Annotated in this window: 15 protein-coding genes; 9 read left to right on the top strand and 6 right to left on the bottom strand. The window is 62.6% G+C overall.

Features of this window, described 5'->3' with window-relative positions; translation table 11 throughout:
• Positions 1 to 7: 7 nt before the first annotated feature.
• A complete protein-coding gene (locus AC5O5I_RS00405; protein WP_172226614.1) occupies positions 8 to 625 on the bottom strand; it encodes a c-type cytochrome in 618 nt (205 codons plus the stop codon).
• Between the two features lie 31 nt (positions 626 to 656).
• Positions 657 to 959, bottom strand: coding sequence for a c-type cytochrome (locus AC5O5I_RS00400; RefSeq protein WP_172288388.1), 303 nt, complete (start codon positions 957 to 959; stop codon positions 657 to 659).
• A 193-nt stretch (positions 960 to 1,152) separates the two neighbouring features.
• On the opposite strand from AC5O5I_RS00400, the gene yihA reads away from it, so the two are divergent.
• A complete protein-coding gene (gene yihA, locus AC5O5I_RS00395; RefSeq protein WP_172232757.1) occupies positions 1,153 to 1,785 on the top strand; it encodes a ribosome biogenesis GTP-binding protein YihA/YsxC in 633 nt (210 codons plus the stop codon).
• A gap of 426 nt (positions 1,786 to 2,211) precedes the next feature.
• On the opposite strand, the gene polA is transcribed toward yihA, so the two are convergent.
• Positions 2,212 to 4,959: a DNA polymerase I gene (gene polA, locus AC5O5I_RS00390; RefSeq protein WP_494511901.1), complete on the bottom strand. Its 2,748-nt coding sequence runs from the start codon at positions 4,957 to 4,959 to the stop codon at positions 2,212 to 2,214.
• Positions 4,960 to 5,034: 75 nt separating this feature from the next.
• Between polA and AC5O5I_RS00385 the strand changes: the two genes are divergently transcribed.
• On the top strand, positions 5,035 to 5,322 hold the full coding sequence (locus AC5O5I_RS00385) for a DUF2782 domain-containing protein (RefSeq protein WP_010951520.1): 288 nt from the start codon (positions 5,035 to 5,037) through the stop codon (positions 5,320 to 5,322).
• A 69-nt stretch (positions 5,323 to 5,391) separates the two neighbouring features.
• Positions 5,392 to 6,342: a homoserine kinase gene (locus tag AC5O5I_RS00380; protein ID WP_172231757.1), complete on the top strand. Its 951-nt coding sequence runs from the start codon at positions 5,392 to 5,394 to the stop codon at positions 6,340 to 6,342.
• Positions 6,343 to 6,502: 160 nt separating this feature from the next.
• Here AC5O5I_RS00380 and AC5O5I_RS00375 read toward each other — a convergent pair whose 3' ends face one another.
• Positions 6,503 to 7,753, bottom strand: coding sequence for an IS256 family transposase (locus AC5O5I_RS00375; RefSeq protein ID WP_494510981.1), 1,251 nt, complete (start codon positions 7,751 to 7,753; stop codon positions 6,503 to 6,505).
• Positions 7,754 to 7,875: 122 nt separating this feature from the next.
• Positions 7,876 to 8,832 carry a zinc ABC transporter substrate-binding protein gene (locus tag AC5O5I_RS00370; RefSeq protein ID WP_172288885.1) on the bottom strand — a complete coding sequence of 319 codons (957 nt, stop codon included), beginning with the start codon at positions 8,830 to 8,832 and terminating at the stop codon, positions 7,876 to 7,878.
• 18 nt (positions 8,833 to 8,850) lie between these two features.
• Between AC5O5I_RS00370 and zur the strand changes: the two genes are divergently transcribed.
• From zur to AC5O5I_RS00350, 4 genes are all read left to right on the top strand, one after another.
• On the top strand, positions 8,851 to 9,336 hold the full coding sequence (gene zur, locus AC5O5I_RS00365) for a zinc uptake transcriptional repressor Zur (protein ID WP_172287023.1): 486 nt from the start codon (positions 8,851 to 8,853) through the stop codon (positions 9,334 to 9,336).
• Positions 9,333 to 10,106: a zinc ABC transporter ATP-binding protein ZnuC gene (gene znuC, locus AC5O5I_RS00360; RefSeq protein WP_172232158.1), complete on the top strand. Its 774-nt coding sequence runs from the start codon at positions 9,333 to 9,335 to the stop codon at positions 10,104 to 10,106. Before zur ends, znuC begins: the two co-directional genes overlap by 4 nt.
• Positions 10,099 to 10,881, top strand: coding sequence for a zinc ABC transporter permease subunit ZnuB (znuB, locus tag AC5O5I_RS00355; RefSeq protein WP_172232155.1), 783 nt, complete (start codon positions 10,099 to 10,101; stop codon positions 10,879 to 10,881). Before znuC ends, znuB begins: the two co-directional genes overlap by 8 nt.
• A gap of 127 nt (positions 10,882 to 11,008) precedes the next feature.
• On the top strand, positions 11,009 to 11,716 hold the full coding sequence (locus tag AC5O5I_RS00350) for a PA5502 family lipoprotein (RefSeq protein WP_172232152.1): 708 nt from the start codon (positions 11,009 to 11,011) through the stop codon (positions 11,714 to 11,716).
• 62 nt (positions 11,717 to 11,778) lie between these two features.
• Here AC5O5I_RS00350 and katE read toward each other — a convergent pair whose 3' ends face one another.
• Entirely contained in the window at positions 11,779 to 13,923 is a 2,145-nt protein-coding gene (gene katE, locus AC5O5I_RS00345) for a catalase HPII (RefSeq protein ID WP_172287021.1), read from the bottom strand.
• Positions 13,924 to 14,149: 226 nt separating this feature from the next.
• On the opposite strand from katE, the gene AC5O5I_RS00340 reads away from it, so the two are divergent.
• Together AC5O5I_RS00340 and AC5O5I_RS00335 are read left to right on the top strand one after the other, a co-directional pair.
• The gene (locus AC5O5I_RS00340; RefSeq protein WP_172287020.1) at positions 14,150 to 15,157 is read left to right on the top strand and encodes a methionine ABC transporter ATP-binding protein; all 1,008 of its coding nucleotides are present in this window, start codon (positions 14,150 to 14,152) and stop codon (positions 15,155 to 15,157) included.
• A complete protein-coding gene (locus tag AC5O5I_RS00335) occupies positions 15,157 to 15,828 on the top strand; it encodes a methionine ABC transporter permease (protein ID WP_010951513.1) in 672 nt (223 codons plus the stop codon). The genes AC5O5I_RS00340 and AC5O5I_RS00335 overlap by 1 nt, the downstream gene beginning before the upstream one ends.
• Positions 15,829 to 15,878: the final 50 nt, after the last annotated feature.

The following is a 15,878-nucleotide window of genomic DNA, read 5'->3' as shown; positions in this document are numbered from 1 at the left end:
GAAAGCCTCAGTGCAGGCCCTGGATGTAGCTGGCCAACGCTTCGATATCATGGTTGCTCAGCTTGCCGGCGATGGTCCGCATGGTCATCGCATCGCCATCGTTGGTGCGCACACCCTCGCGGAACTCGGTCAACTGTTTGCTCACGTACTGGGAGTGCTGCCCGCCCAGGTGCGGGAAGCCAGCCAAGGCGATACCCGCGCCGTTCGGCGAGTGGCAGCCGGTGCAGGCAGGCATGCCTTTCTCCAGGTCGCCACCGTTGAACAGCGCACGGCCACGTTCCACCAGCTTGGGATCGGCGGCACCCACGCTGCCTTTCTGGCTGGAGAAATAGGCGGCGATGTCGGCCAGGTCCTGATCGCTGAACGCGGCCAGCATCCCGGTCATTTCCAGCACGGTACGCTTGCCGGACTTGATATCGTGCAGTTGTTTTTCAAGGTAGCGCTCGCCCTGCCCAGCCAGTTTCGGGAAGTTCGGTGCCAGGCTGTTGCCGTCGGGGTTGTGGCAGGCGCCACAGACGGCCGTCTTGGCCTGGCCGGCGGCGGCATCGCCTTTGACAGTTTGCGCAGCAGTGGCCGCACCCGCGACCCCCAGGGTCAACAGCAGACTCACGACTAGTTTGTTCATCAGCTAATCCAACACGGCTAAGGGTGAAATGTTATGTATCGGGACTGCCGCTCATCCAAAGGATGACCAAACGGTAGTCCTCGGCACTGCAGTCCATGCACAATCCACGCGGCGGCATAGCCTTGAAACCCTGATTCACATGCGCCATGAGTACCTCCATGCCTTGCGCCAGCCTTGGTTCCCAGGCTGCCCGGTCACCCTTCTTGGGCGCCTGCGGCAACTGCCCGGCGTGACAGGCCGCACACGTGCGGTTGTACAACGCCTCGGGATCCTGTGTAGCCTGTGCGCTGAAAAACGGCAGGAACATACCGACAGCTAGCAGCCATTTCGCCAGGCGAAACGACCTGACAGGGTTGGGGGACGCGCTGCGTTCTGATGCGCAAGCTATAGTTCGGCACCCCATGCCCGTTCTCCTTCGCTGGGAGAATGGGCACACAAAAACTGGGGCATTATATACTTCTGTCAGCCAAACGGAAATGACACCGCTTGCCGGCCTAGGCTTTGGCAACACCCACATCGGATATCCCATGCAAGTCAAGAACCCCATCCTCGGCCTCTGCCAGAAAGCCACATTCGCCCTTAGCGCAGCCAAGGTCGAACAATGCCCGGACGACCAGGGTTACGAGGTGGCTTTCGCCGGCCGCTCCAACGCCGGCAAATCCAGCGCCCTCAATACCCTGACTCATGCCAGCCTGGCGCGTACCTCGAAAACCCCCGGTCGCACCCAGCTATTGAATTTCTTCAGTCTGGACGATGAACGGCGTTTGGTCGACCTGCCGGGCTACGGTTATGCAAAAGTGCCGATTCCGCTCAAGCAACACTGGCAGAAGCACCTGGAAGCCTACCTGGGCAGCCGTGAGTGCCTGCGTGGCGTGATCCTGATGATGGACGTCCGCCACCCAATGACCGATTTCGACAAGATGATGCTGGACTGGGCCAAGGCCAGCCGCATGCCGATGCACATCCTGCTGACCAAGGCCGACAAGCTGACCCACGGCGCAGGCAAGAACACCTTGCTGAAAGTGCAGTCGGAAATCCGCAAGGGCTGGGGCGATGGCGTGACCATCCAGCTGTTCTCGGCACCCAAGCGCCTGGGTGTGGAAGACGCCTACCGGGTGCTGGCGGACTGGATGGAGCTGGAAGACAAGCCAGTTGCCTGAGGGCCTGCATGAATCCTTGTAGGAGCAGCCTTTGTGCTGCGAAGAGGCCACGACAGGCTGTAGACATCTATTGCTCATGCCGGCCATTTCGCAGCACAAGGCTGCTCCTACAGGTGTGAGCAGCAACTGCCGACCCAAATTCCGGGCAAAAAAAACCCCGGACTTCGTATGGGGAGGGGGAAGTTCGGGGTCCAAGTCCGGACCGCTAGGGCGGGGTCCAGATATCTGCCAACACTTAACACAACATAGGAGCATCGAAGGGCTTCACCAGCCATTCAGTTACTCTGAGTTCCGCTTCACTGGTTTAGTTCCGAAGCCCTGAAAACTATTTGCGATAATTTCAGGAATCTTCAGCACCAATGGCACTGGGCAGTGCCAGGATCCGCGTCCCTACGTCGCAGATCCTACACAGCTTTCCCCGTTCAATCAGTGAGCTTCATCCCAATTCGCGCCAATTCCTGCCTCGACCAGCAGCGGAACATCCAGCTGCGCGGCCTGGCTCATGTGCTGGCGAATTTCATCTTTGACCTGCTCCACCAGGTCTTCGCGCACCTCCAGCACCAGTTCATCGTGTACCTGCAGGATCACCCGTGCATCCAGCCCGCTCTCGCTCAGCCAGTTATCCACATTGACCATGGCCCGCTTGATGATGTCGGCCGCCGTACCCTGCATCGGCGCGTTGATCGCCGTACGCTCGGCGCCTTTGCGCAGGGCCGGGTTCTTGGCGTTGATGTCGGGCAAGTACAGGCGGCGACCAAACAGGGTTTCGACAAAGCCTTGCTCGGCCGCCTGGGCTCGGGTGCGCTCCATATAGGCCAGCACGCCCGGGTAGCGGGTGAAGTAACGGTCGATGTAGTCCTGCGACTGCTTGCGATCGACGCCGATCTGCTTGGCCAGGCCGAACGCGCTCATGCCGTAGATCAGGCCGAAGTTGATGGCCTTGGCGCTGCGCCGCTGGTCGGTGGTGACGTCTTCCAGTGCCACGCCGAACACTTCGGCTGCCGTGGCACGGTGCACGTCCAGGTCGTTGCGGAACGCATGCAGCAAGCCTTCGTCCTTGGCCAGGTGGGCCATGATGCGCAGCTCGATCTGCGAGTAGTCCGCCGCCAGCAACTTGTAACCCGGGCTGGCGACAAACGCCTGGCGAATGCGCCGGCCTTCGGCAGTGCGAATCGGGATGTTCTGCAGGTTAGGGTCGCTCGACGACAGCCGGCCGGTGGCGGCCACCGCCTGCTGGTATGAGGTGTGGATACGCCCGGTGCGCGGGTTGATCTGCCCCGGCAGCTTGTCGGTATACGTGCTTTTGAGCTTGCTCAGGCTGCGGTACTGCATCAGTACCTCGGGCAGCGGGTAGCCTTGCTCGGCCAGCTCGTCGAGCACCGCTTCGGCGGTGGATGGCTGGCCCTTGGCGGTCTTGCTCAGCACCGGCATGCCCAGCTTGTCGTAAAGAATGGCACCCAGCTGCTTGGGCGAGCCGAGGTTGAACTCCTCGCCGGCCAACGCATACGCGCGCTGCTCCAGCTCGGCCATCTTCACCCCCAGTTCACCGCTCTGCACCCGCAGCAGCGCGGCATCGACCAGCGCACCCTGGCGCTCGATCCTGGCCAGCACCGGCACCAACGGCATTTCGATGTCCATCAGCACCGGCTGCACGCTCGGCGTTTGCGCAAGGCGAGCCTGCAGTGCCTGGTGCAGGCGCAAGGTGATGTCGGCGTCCTCGGCGGCGTAGGGGCCGGCCTTGTCCAGGTGGATCTGGTTGAAGGTGAGCTGCTTCGCGCCCTTGCCGGCAATGTCTTCGAAGGCGATGGTGGTGTGGTCGAGGTACTTCTGCGCCAGGCTGTCCATATCGTGACGTGTGCCGGTGGAGTTCAGCACATACGACTCGAGCATGGTGTCGTAGGCCACGCCGCGCATTTCGATGGCAGGCGAGGCATTGGCGAGGATGTTGATATCGTACTTGGCGTTCTGCCCGACCTTGGCCTTGGACGGGTCTTCCAGCAGCGGCTTCAGCGCCAGCAGCACCGCCTCGCGGTCCAGTTGGGCGGGCGCGCCTTCGTAATCGTGGGCCAATGGCACATAGGCCGCCGCATGCGGCTCGACAGCGAACGACAGGCCCACCAGCTTCGCTTTCTGGGCGTCCAGGCCGGTGGTTTCGGTGTCGAAGGCGAACAGCGGCGCCTGGCGCAGCTTCTCCAGCCAGGCATCGAAACGGTCCTGGTCGAGGATGGTTTCGTACTTCGGCTCGACCTTGGCTGCCGGCTCCTCGACCGCTGCGATGGCCTCACCGGCCCGCGCCGCTTCGCGCTGTACATCCGCAACCCAGCTCTTGAACTCCATCTCGGTATACAGCGCCAGCAGCGCGTCGCGGTCAGGCTCGCCGCAGACCAGCGCCTCGACCTCGACGTCCAGCGGCACGTCGACCTTGATGGTGGCCAGCTCGTAGGACAGGAACGCCGCGTCGCGGTGTTCCTCCAGCTTGGCCGGCAGGGTCTTGGCGCCACGGATGGCCAGTGCAGGCACCTTGTCCAGGTTGGCATACAGGTCGCTGAGGCCACCGCCGATGCCGGTCAGCAGGCCCACCGCGGTCTTTTCGCCGACGCCGGGCACGCCAGGAATGTTGTCGACCTTGTCGCCCATCAGGGCCAGGAAGTCGATGATATGTTCCGGGCCGACGCCAAATTTCTCGTGCACGCCAGCCACGTCCAGCACGGTGCCGGTCATGGTGTTGACCAGGGTAATGTGCCCGTCCACCAACTGCGCCATGTCCTTGTCACCGGTCGAGATCACCACCGGACGGCCTTGGGCGGCACTGCTGCGGGCCAGGGTACCGATCACGTCGTCGGCCTCGACGCCCTCGACGCACAGCAGCGGGTAGCCCAGCGCCTTGACGCTGGCGTGCAGCGGCTCGATCTGCACGCGCAGGTCGTCCGGCATGCTGGGCCGGTTGGCCTTGTACTCGGCAAACATGGCATCGCGGAAGGTGCCGCCCTTGGCATCGAACACCACCGCAAACAGGCTGTCGGGGTATTGCTTGCGCAGGCTCTTGAGCATGTTCAGCACGCCCTTCACCGCACCGGTTGGCATGCCCTTGGACGTGGTCAACGGGGGCAGCGCATGGAAGGCGCGGTACAGGTAGGAGGAACCGTCCACCAGGACGAGGGGCGCTTGGCTCATGAGCAGAATCAACCTTTTCGACGGGTCCGGCGCTAGAATAGCCAGAATCATTGACGACAAAGGGACTAGGTTATCATGCGTACACTCAATCGCCTGTTACTGCTCGGCCTGTTGGCAACCATGCCTGTCGTCACCCTGGCGGCGGACGACGCGCCCTCGGCCGATCCCGAGGTAACCATTCGCACGGAAGGCGACAAAACCATCCAGGAGTACCGGCAGAACGGGTTCCTGTATGCGATCAAGATCACGCCGAAAAACGGCAAGCCTTATTTCCTGGTACGCGCCGATGGCACCGACGCCAATTTCATTCGATCCGACCAGCCGGACATGCTGATACCGTCCTGGAAGATCTTCGAGTGGTAATCTGACGCGCACCGTTCACATCAACCCGGCACTTCCCGGCGGAAGTGCCCGTATGGGCAATTTTTCATCATGTCAGTCTTCACCCCCGTGACCCGGCCTGAGCTGGAAACCTTTCTGGCGCCGTACGAGCTGGGCCGTCTGCTCGACTTCCAGGGCATTGCCGCCGGCACCGAGAACAGCAATTTCTTCGTCAGCCTCGAACAGGGGGAGTTCGTCCTGACGTTGATCGAGCGCGGGCCCAGCGAGGACATGCCGTTCTTCATCGAGCTGCTGGACACACTGCACGAAGCCGACATGCCGGTGCCCTATGCGATTCGTGACCGCGACGGCAACGGCCTGCGCGAGCTGTGCGGCAAGCCGGCATTGCTGCAGCCACGGCTGTCGGGCAAGCACATCAAGGCCCCGAACAACCAGCACTGCGCCCAGGTGGGCGAGCTGCTGGCGCACATCCACCTGGCCACCCGCGAGCACATCATCGAACGCCGCACCGACCGCGGCCTGGACTGGATGCTGGCTGCGGGGGCCGAGTTGCTGCCACGGCTGACTGCCGAGCAGGCTGCACTGCTGCAGCCGGCCCTGGCCGAGATTACCGCGCACAAGGCGCAGATCCTGGCGTTGCCGCGGGCCAACCTGCATGCCGACCTGTTCCGCGACAACGTGATGTTCGAAGGCACCCACCTGACAGGTGTGATCGACTTCTACAACGCCTGCTCCGGGCCGATGCTGTATGACATCGCCATCACCGTGAACGATTGGTGCCTGGATGAGCACGGCGCGATCGACATGCCCCGCGCTCAGGCGCTGCTGGCAGCGTATGCCGCGCTGCGGCCGTTCACTGCAGCCGAAGCCGAGCTGTGGCCAGAGATGTTGCGGGTAGGCTGCGTGCGCTTCTGGCTGTCGCGGCTGATTGCGGCGGAGTCGTTTGCCGGGATGGATGTGATGATCCATGACCCGAGCGAGTTCGAAGTGCGTTTGGCACAGCGGCAGCAGGTGGCTTTGCGCCTGCCGTTTGCTCTCTAGGGCCCGCCGACTGGATTGTGTGAGGGCTGACAGGTGCCCGCCTTGATGCTTTCTGCGCCTGTGAAATCGAGCGCCGCGCGGGCGGCGCTCGGTTTCACAGGGAGTGTCAGGTTTTTTGTGTGCGGGCCGGTAACGGCCTGCCGCCCGGCAGGCCTTGATTTCACCAGGTTGGCCTGATGAACCGATCTCCGTACAGAATCGCAAATTGATTCATCGCACTTTTCCAGTCATGCGCCGCTGACCCCCAGTTCGCTGTGATGTTGCGCAGCCCCAGCCAGATCAGTTTGGTCGCCGCGTCGTCGTTCGGGAAGTGACCGCGGGTTTTGATGATCTTGCGTAGCTGAGCGTTGATACTCTCGATGGCGTTGGTGGTGTAGATCACCTTCCGGATGGCCGGTGGGAAAGCAAAGAACGGAATCACTCGATCCCACGCCCGTCGCCAGGCAGTCACCACTGTTGGATATTGCGTGCCCCAAGGCCCGCTTTCAAACTCATCCAGTGCCTGTTCAGCCGCCTGGGCGTTGATGGCCTGATAGATCGGTTTGAGAGCCTTGGCCAAGGCTCGACGCTTGTCCCAGGCCGCATAAGCGAGGCTGTTGCGGATCAGGTGGACGATGCAGGTCTGCAGTGTCGTCTCCGGAAATACTGCACTGAGCGCTTCCGGCATGCCTTTGAGGCCGTCGGTTACGGCAATCAGCACATCCTCGACGCCGCGCGTCCTGAGGTCATTGAACACCTTCATCCAGAACTTCGCACCTTCGGTGTTCTCAATCCAGATGCCAAGAATATCGCGCGTTCCATCTGGCAAAACGCCCAGTGCCAAGTAGATCGCTTTATTGCGAACCAAGCCTTCTTCGCGAATTTTGACCCGCAGAGCATCAAAGAAAATGACCGGATACATCGGTTCCAGAGGCCGCTGTTGCCACGCGCCAATCTCCTCCATGACCTCGTCGGTCACGGAACTGATGAAGTCGGGCGAGACCTCTGTTCCATACTGCTCGGAGAGAAAGGCACGGATTTCTCTGACCGTCATACCGCGGGCATACATGGCGATGATCTTGTCGTCAAAACCGGTGTAACGGCGCTCATGTTTGGGGATCAAAATGGGCGAAAAGCTGCCATCCCGGTCACGAGGGATATCCAGCCTTAGCGGGCCATCACCAGTGAGTACCGTTTTGCCGCTCTTCCCATTTCGCTGGTTTGTTTCATCCTCCGGGCGCTGCGCGCCCGGTGGATAGCCCAGGTGATGACCCAGTTCGGCATTCAAGGCTCGCTCTATCAGCGCCTTCTTGAATGCCGCAGAGGCCTCTTCGATGGCTTCTGCGGTCATCAGCGGAACAGCGGAAAACTGTTCCAGCAGCTCTTGCGGAACCTTTGGTAACTCTCGGAGCGGTTTTTTTTTGGTTGGCATACATGCACCTCTTACTCATGTTATGCCCGAACACAAAATTTCTGACACCCTCGTTTCACAGGCGCTGCAAACCTTACGGCGAACACCTGGCCGCCCTGATGCAATCTCCTGCAAAACCCGGCTTACAACTGCTCCAAGCACCCAGCCAGGTCGCCACCCAGCTTCTCCAGCAAGCGCTCATAACCCTTGGCATCCACCGGGTCGGTACCACCCAGTGCATCCAGCTCAGCCAAGCGCACCGGCAGCCCGGCAGTCAGGGTCTCAGCCAACCGCGGCCGCAGTGGCGGCTCACTGAACACACAGGTCTTGCCCACTTCCTGCAGGCGCTTGCGCATCGCAGCCACATGCTGCGCCCCCGGCTGAACCTCGGATGCCACGCTGAACACGCCGGTGTGCTTCAGGCCATACTCCGCCTCGAAGTAATCGAACGCCTCGTGGAACACGAAGTACGGTTTGCTGGCAATACCGGCTACCCGCGCCTTGATACGTCCATCCAGTGCATCCATGCGCTCATTGAAAGCCTTCAGGTTGCTCTGGTAGCGGGCAGCATTGGCCGGATCGACCTGGGCCAGATCCGCAGCCATCTTCGCCGCGATTACCCGCGCGTTGACCGACGACAGCCACAAGTGCGCGTCCAGGCTGCCCGGGCGGTGATCATGATCGTGGTCGTCATGGTCTGCTTCCTCATGGGAGTGGCTGTCCTCGCCAAAGCGGCGCAGCTTCATGCCCGCCAGCGACTGCACGGCCACCGTGGGCTTGCTGCGGCTGCCCAGCACGCGCGGCAGGAAGCTCTCCATGTCCGGGCCAATCCAGTACAACAGGTCGGCATCGCCCACCCGCCGCACGTCGGACGGACGCAGCGCGTAGTGGTGCGGCGAGGCGCCCGGCGGCAGCAATACCTCGGGGCTGCCCACGCCGTCCTGCACGGCAGCAGCAATTTGCTGCAGGGGCTTGATAGTGGTGAGCACGCGCACATCGGCCTGGGCTGAAAATGCGATGAAAGCGACAAACAGAGCTAGGAATCGGGACACGGTGGATACTCGAGTCATCAGAAACAGGTAACATAATAACGTCTCCATCCAGAACCGTCGCTGCCCATGTCCATCACGCCGCTGGCCAACCGTCCCCACGATCACTCCCACTGCGTACACAGCGCACTGGCTGAAGCCGACGCCTTGTGCACCCGCCAGGGCCTGCGCCTGACCGCGTTGCGCCGCCGGGTGCTGGAGCTGGTGTGGCAAAGCCACAAGCCGCTGGGTGCCTACGACATCCTCGCCGTGCTCAGCGAGCAGGACGGCCGCCGCGCCGCGCCGCCGACGGTGTACCGCGCTCTGGACTTCCTGCTGGAAAACGGCCTGGTGCACCGTATCGCCTCGCTCAACGCCTTCATCGGCTGCAGCCACCCCGAGCATGTGCACCAGGGCCAGTTCCTGATCTGCCGCGTCTGCCACGTGGCCATCGAGCTCGAACAAAGCAGCATCAGCGACGCCATCATCAACAGCGCCAAAGGCGTAGGCTTCACCGTCGAGACCCAGACCGTCGAAGTGGTCGGCCTGTGCGGTACCTGCCGGAGCGCGGCATGAGCGACGCACTGATCCGCCTGGAGCAGGTCGGCGTCACGTTTGCCGGCGAAGCGGTGCTCGACAGCATCGACCTGTCGGTCGCACCCGGCCAGATCGTCACCCTGATCGGCCCCAACGGGGCAGGCAAGACCACCTTGGTACGCGCCGTGCTCGGGCTGCTCAAGCCGCACCGTGGCAAGGTCTGGCGCAAGCCCAGGCTGCGTATCGGCTACATGCCGCAAAAAATTCAGGTAGATGCCACGCTGCCGCTGTCGGTGCTGCGCTTTTTGCGCCTGGTGCCCGGAGTAGACCGTGCGGCAGCCCTGTCGGCGCTGCAGGAAGTGGGCGCCGAGCAGGTCATCGACAGCCCCATCCAGACCATTTCCGGTGGTGAGATGCAGCGCGTGCTGCTGGCCCGGGCACTGCTGCGCGAGCCCGAACTGCTGGTGCTGGACGAACCGGTGCAAGGCGTCGACGTGGTCGGTCAGACCGAGCTGTACAACCTGATCACCCGCTTGCGCGACCGCCACGGCTGCGGTGTGCTGATGGTCTCCCACGACCTGCATCTGGTGATGAGTGCCACCGACCAGGTGGTTTGCCTGAACCGCCATGTCTGCTGTTCCGGCCACCCCGAGCAGGTCAGCAATGACCCGGCCTTCGTCGAACTGTTTGGCCAGAACGCCCCAAGCCTGGCCGTCTACCACCACCATCACGACCACAGCCACGACCTGCACGGTTCGGTGGTTGCGCCTGGCACCCATGTTCACGGAGAGCATTGCAAGCATGGCTGATTTTCTTCTTTACGCCTTGCTCGCAGGCTTGTCCCTGGCAGTAGTCGCGGGCCCGCTCGGCTCGTTCGTGGTGTGGCGACGCATGGCGTACTTCGGCGACACCCTGTCGCATGCCGCGCTGCTGGGTGTGGCCATGGGCTTTGTGCTGGACGTCAGCCCGGCGCTGGCGGTAACCGTGGGCTGCCTGTTGCTGGCGATCTTGCTGGTGACCTTGCAGCAACGCCAGCCGCTGGCCTCTGACACCCTGCTCGGCATCCTTGCCCCCAGCACCTTGTCGCTGGGCCTGGTGGTGTTGAGCTTCATGCACGACGTGCGCATCGACCTGATGGCCTACCTGTTCGGCGACCTGCTGGCGATCAGTCCCACCGACCTGGCCTGGATCCTGGGCGGCAGCGCGCTGGTCCTGCTGCTGCTTGCGGCGCTGTGGCGGCCACTGCTGGCGGTGACCGTGCACGAAGAGCTGGCGATGGTCGAAGGCCTGCCCGTGGCCGGCCTGCGCATGGCATTGATGCTGCTGATTGCGGTGGTGATTGCCGTGGCCATGAAGATTGTCGGTGTACTGCTGATCACCTCGCTGCTGATCATTCCTGCCGCTGCGGCGCAGCGGCACGCCCGCTCCCCCGAGCAGATGGCTCTGGGCGCCAGCTTGCTGGGCGTGACGGCGGTTTGCGGCGGCCTGGCCATGTCCTGGTTCAAGGACACCCCTGCCGGCCCATCGATCGTGGTCTGCGCGGCGGTGCTATTCTTGCTGAGCCTGGCCCTGCCAAAACGCTGAAAAACCGGGCGTGTGATGGCACGCCCTGCAACCTTTGGCCGGGTAAAGGGTCTGTAAGACCTGTTTTCGAGCGTGCGCACCTGGGTGTAGACTTGCTCGCTTTTTGCGCAAATAGAGAGTCGCAGGAATGAAGCCGTTTGCCTCCCGTTATCTGCTTGTCGCCGCGTTTTCCCTGTTACTGGCTGCCTGTTCCAGCGCGCCGGTCGAACAGGCCACCGCACCTGCCCAAGCCGATGCCTGGCAGCAGTTGCAACAGAATATCGCCAGCAACGAGCTGGCCACCGCCGAAGACCAGCTGGCTGCGCTGCAAGCCCAGTCGCCGGATGACGCGCGCGTGGAACAATACCAGCGCCAGTTGGCCGAAGCCTACCTGCAGCGCAGCCAGATCGTGCTGCAGAAGGGTGATGTGAACGCGGCGGCCACCGCCCTGTCCCGAGCCCGTGCACTGATGCCGCAAGCCCCGGCAGTAACCGGTGGCGATGCCGTGACGCAGGCACGCAAGGCCGAGCTGGAAAAGGCCGAGGCGGCGCTGAAGGCTGCAGAAGCCAAGCCCAGGGCACGTATCATCGACCCGACGGCGCCAAGCACCGTGGTCGCCTTGAAGACCACCGACAGCCGCGCGCTGCGCCGCCAGCTCGATGATATTGCAGCGGATGTGGTGAGCTATGACTGCGAGGTGGTGTTCCAGGTGCCGCGCACCGAGGACGCGCCCTGGTTGAAGACCTTGCTGGAAAAGCGCGTGCGCAAACTCGACAGCGGCTTCGAGCTGCAGCAGAAACATCAGATCCAGCGTTCGCTACCGGCGCAGGTGGTGCTGGTCCCGCATCAGCGTTGATGTCTTCGCAGGTAAACCCGCCACATTCCTGTGGGAGCGGGTTTACCCGCGAAGAGGCCCGATCAGGCGGGAACAGATTCCGCAGCCGCCTCCCGCTCCCACACCCGATGCCCTTCGACAGCCTTGACGAAGGCGTCCACGGCGTTCTGGTCATCCCCCAGCAACAGCCCCTTGTCCTCCTTCAGCCCCAGCGCATCCACCAGCACCTTGCCCTCTTTGGCAAAACCTATCGCCTTCAGGTGCTTGTAAGCTTCGAGCAGGAAGTGCTTGGCCAGGCCACTGGCCCCCAGTGCATCCAGTGCCGCCTTACCAGCCGGCACCAGCACCCCGTCGAACATGATCGAAGGCATGCCTTCCATTGACGCGTCCACCGGCAGCGCCTTGCCATCGGCCGCCTTGACCGGCGCCGATGTGGGGCCAAGCAGCAGAATCCGAGCACTATGGGCCTCGAGGGCTTTGACCAGCCGGTCGACACTGCCGCCATCCACGCCATCGGCCAGCAGCACGGCGATCTTGCGCCCCTTGATGCCCACAACGCCCGGGTGGTTCATCTGGCTCAAGGCCGGCGAGGCGGCAAGCTTGCTGCCCTTGACCTTGACGGTACCTGCCTTGGGCGCTGGCAACCCGAGGTTCGCGGCCACGGCGGCGGCCAGCTTCAGGTCGATGTTGGCCAGAATTTCGTTCACCTCCCGTGCACGAATCGCCTCCCGCTCGACCTTGCCCAGTTCAAAGCTGTAGGCCTTGATGATGTGCTGCTGCTCGGTCGGGCTCATGCTCTGGAAGAACAGCCGCGCCTGCGAGAAGTGGTCGCCGAACGACTCGCTGCGCTGGCGGATCTTGTGCGCATCAATGCGTTCCTGGTAGCTCTCGAAGCCACCATCCTGCGCTGCAGGAGGCGTTTCCTTCGGCCAGCCGCCGTCGATGGAGTTCGGTTCGTAGGAGGCGCGGCCCTTGTGCACGACATGCTGGTGCAAGGCATCGCGCTGGTTGTTGTGGTTGGGCGCGACAGGGCGATTGATCGGGATCTGGTGGAAGTTCGGCCCGCCCAGTCGGCTTAGCTGGGTGTCGGTGTAGGAGAACAGCCGGCCCTGCAGCAACGGGTCATTGGTGAAGTCGATACCCGGCACGATATGGCCAGGGCAGAAGGCCACCTGCTCGACCTCGGCGAAGAAGTTGTCCGGGTTGCGGTTGAGCACCATCTTGCCCAGCGGGGTCACCGGTACCAGTTCTTCAGGAATGATCTTGGTCGGATCCAGCAGGTCGAAATCGAACTTGTGCTCGTCCGCCTCAGGCACGATCTGCACGCCCAGCTCCCATTCCGGGTAGTCGCCCGTTTCTATGGCCTCCCACAGGTCACGGCGCTGGAAGTCGGTATCCTTGCCGGCCAGCTTCTGCGCTTCGTCCCAGAGCAGCGAATGCACGCCATGGCTCGGCTTCCAGTGGAATTTCACGAAGCTCGCCACCCCTTCGGCATTGATAAGGCGGAAGGTATGCACGCCGAAGCCTTCCATCATGCGCAGGCTGCGCGGGATGGCACGGTCCGACATGGCCCACATCACCATGTGCGCCGACTCCGGCACCAGCGAGACGAAATCCCAGAAAGTGTCGTGAGCCGACCCGCCGGTGGGCATCTCGTTATGAGGCTCCGGTTTTACCGCATGCACGAAATCGGGAAACTTGATCGCATCCTGGATGAAAAATACCGGCATGTTATTGCCAACCAGGTCGAAGTTGCCTTCATCTGTATAAAACTTGACCGCAAACCCGCGCACATCCCGCACCGTGTCCCCCGAACCGCGTGGGCCCTGCACCGTGGAGAAACGCACGAATACCGGGGTGATCTTCTCCGGGTCCTGGAGGAAGCCGGCCTTGGTCAGTTCGGCGTGGTTGCCATAGCTCTGGAAGAAGCCGTGTGCACCGGTACCCCGGGCATGCACGATGCGCTCGGGGATGCGCTCGTGGTCGAAGTGGGTAATCTTCTCGCGCATGATGAAGTCTTCAAGCAGCGAGGGGCCACGGTCACCCGCCTTGAGCGTGTTCTGGTTGTCGGCGACCCGCACACCCTGATTGGTACGCAGGGCGTGACCAGTGGCATCGCTGCGCACGTCCTCGAGGCTCTGCAGCTTGGCATTGGTGTTGGCCCGGTCGGGGGTCTGGGTTCCGGCGGCCTCGCTGTGCTTGGGCGCGTCCGTGTTCTTGTTGGGCATGATCGGCTCTCCTCGTCAGTCTTCAGGCGTGCCCTGTTCGGGCTTGTTTCATTAGTGACTGGAGGGCTTTGACAAGCGTTCAATCAGGATTACCGGTTGTCGCGATATGCCTGAAGGATTGGTGCATTACGAAATAAATGCTAAGAACAGCTATGGGAAAAGGCTAAAATGCGCGACCCCAGCTAACCGCTGACCCAAATTCCATGCGCCCCACAAGGTTCGCTACGTGATCGAGTTCCAACATGTCCACAAGACCTACCGCGTCGCCGGTAGGGAAATCCCCGCACTGAATCCGACCAGCCTGACCATCGAGAATGGCCAGGTGTTCGGCCTGATCGGCCATTCGGGTGCCGGCAAAAGCACCATGCTGCGCCTGATCAACCGCCTGGAAGAGCCCTCCGGCGGCAAGATCATCGTTGACGGCGAAGACGTCACCGCCTTCAACGCCAGCCAACTGCGCGGTTTCCGTCAGCAGGTCGGCATGATCTTCCAGCACTTCAACCTGCTGGCGTCCAAGACCGTCGCCGACAACGTTGCCCTGCCACTGACCCTGGCCGGTAAATTGTCGGGCAGCGAAATCGACAAGCGGGTCACCGAGCTGCTGGCCCGCGTAGGCCTGTCGGACCACGCCAGAAAGTACCCGGCACAGCTGTCGGGCGGCCAGAAGCAGCGCGTCGGCATCGCCCGCGCCCTGTCCACCAACCCCAAGATCCTGCTGTGCGACGAAGCCACCAGCGCCCTCGACCCGCAAACCACGGCGTCGGTCCTGCAATTGCTGGCCGAGATCAACCGTGAGCTGAAGCTGACCATCGTGCTGATTACCCACGAAATGGACGTGATCCGCCGGGTCTGCGACTGCGTGGCGGTGATGGACGCCGGCCAGATCGTAGAGCAAGGCTCGGTGGCCGACGTGTTCCTGCACCCGCAGCACCCCACCACCAAGCGCTTCGTCCAGGAAGACGAGCAGGTCGACGAAGGCGAGCAGCGTGATGACTTCGCCCACGTGCCGGGCCGCATCGTGCGCCTGACCTTCCAGGGCGACGCCACCTATGCACCGCTGCTGGGCACCGTGGCCCGCGAAACGGGCGTGGACTACAGCATCCTCGCCGGGCGTATCGACCGCATCAAGGATGTCCCCTATGGCCAGCTCACCCTCGCCCTGATCGGCGGTGACATGGAAGCGGCGTTCGCCCGCTTCAAGGCAGCTGACGTACATATGGAGGTACTGCGTTGATGGACGCCCTGAATTTCTTCGCCAACGTCGACTGGGCCGAAATCTGGCTGGCCACCGTCGATACCATGATCATGCTGTTCGGCTCGCTGTTCTTCACCGTGCTGCTGGGCCTGCCGCTGGGCGTGCTGCTGTTCCTCTGCGGGCCGAAGCAGATGTTCGAGCAGAAGGGCGTGTATGCGCTGCTGTCGCTGGTGGTCAACATCCTGCGGTCGCTGCCGTTCATCATCCTGCTGATCGTGATGATCCCGTTCACCGTGCTGATCACCGGCACCTCGCTGGGCGTCGCCGGTGCCATTCCGCCGCTGGTGGTGGGTGCCACGCCGTTCTTTGCACGCCTGGTCGAAACCGCCTTGCGTGAAGTGGACCGCGGCATCATCGAAGCCACCCAGTCGATGGGCGCCACCACCCGCCAGATCATCACCAGCGCGCTGTTGCCAGAGGCCCGCCCGGGCATCTTCGCCGCGATCACCGTAACTGCCATTACCCTGGTTTCGTACACCGCGATGGCCGGTGTGGTCGGTGCCGGCGGCCTGGGCGACCTGGCCATCCGCTTCGGCTACCAGCGTTTCCAGACCGACGTGATGGTGGTCACCGTGGTGCTGCTGCTGGTGCTGGTTCAAGTGCTGCAGAGCGTGGGCGACAAACTGGTCGTGCATTTTTCCCGTAAGTAACCCCAATGGGGTCGGCCCGGCCGACCCGTTCGGGGGCCGTCGCGGCCCTC

It is taken from the genome of Pseudomonas sp. 9_2_1 (assembly GCF_059295275.1).
This window is presented reverse-complemented; position numbering and strand designations above follow the sequence as displayed.

What these genes read in the sequence shown, in the direction of transcription:
- AC5O5I_RS00405 (WP_172226614.1), bottom strand. Translation starts at nt 625, where the DNA reads ATGAACAAACTAGTCGTGAGTCTGCTGTTGACCCTGGGGGTCGCGGGT.
- yihA (WP_172232757.1), top strand. Translation starts at nt 1,153, where the DNA reads ATGCAAGTCAAGAACCCCATCCTCGGCCTCTGCCAGAAAGCCACATTC.
- polA (WP_494511901.1), bottom strand. Translation starts at nt 4,959, where the DNA reads ATGAGCCAAGCGCCCCTCGTCCTGGTGGACGGTTCCTCCTACCTGTAC.
- AC5O5I_RS00385 (WP_010951520.1), top strand. Translation starts at nt 5,035, where the DNA reads ATGCGTACACTCAATCGCCTGTTACTGCTCGGCCTGTTGGCAACCATG.
- AC5O5I_RS00380 (WP_172231757.1), top strand. Translation starts at nt 5,392, where the DNA reads ATGTCAGTCTTCACCCCCGTGACCCGGCCTGAGCTGGAAACCTTTCTG.
- AC5O5I_RS00375 (WP_494510981.1), bottom strand. Translation starts at nt 7,753, where the DNA reads ATGCCAACCAAAAAAAAACCGCTCCGAGAGTTACCAAAGGTTCCGCAA.
- AC5O5I_RS00370 (WP_172288885.1), bottom strand. Translation starts at nt 8,832, where the DNA reads ATGGAGACGTTATTATGTTACCTGTTTCTGATGACTCGAGTATCCACC.
- zur (WP_172287023.1), top strand. Translation starts at nt 8,851, where the DNA reads ATGTCCATCACGCCGCTGGCCAACCGTCCCCACGATCACTCCCACTGC.
- znuC (WP_172232158.1), top strand. Translation starts at nt 9,333, where the DNA reads ATGAGCGACGCACTGATCCGCCTGGAGCAGGTCGGCGTCACGTTTGCC.
- znuB (WP_172232155.1), top strand. Translation starts at nt 10,099, where the DNA reads ATGGCTGATTTTCTTCTTTACGCCTTGCTCGCAGGCTTGTCCCTGGCA.
- AC5O5I_RS00350 (WP_172232152.1), top strand. Translation starts at nt 11,009, where the DNA reads ATGAAGCCGTTTGCCTCCCGTTATCTGCTTGTCGCCGCGTTTTCCCTG.
- katE (WP_172287021.1), bottom strand. Translation starts at nt 13,923, where the DNA reads ATGCCCAACAAGAACACGGACGCGCCCAAGCACAGCGAGGCCGCCGGA.
- AC5O5I_RS00335 (WP_010951513.1), top strand. Translation starts at nt 15,157, where the DNA reads ATGGACGCCCTGAATTTCTTCGCCAACGTCGACTGGGCCGAAATCTGG.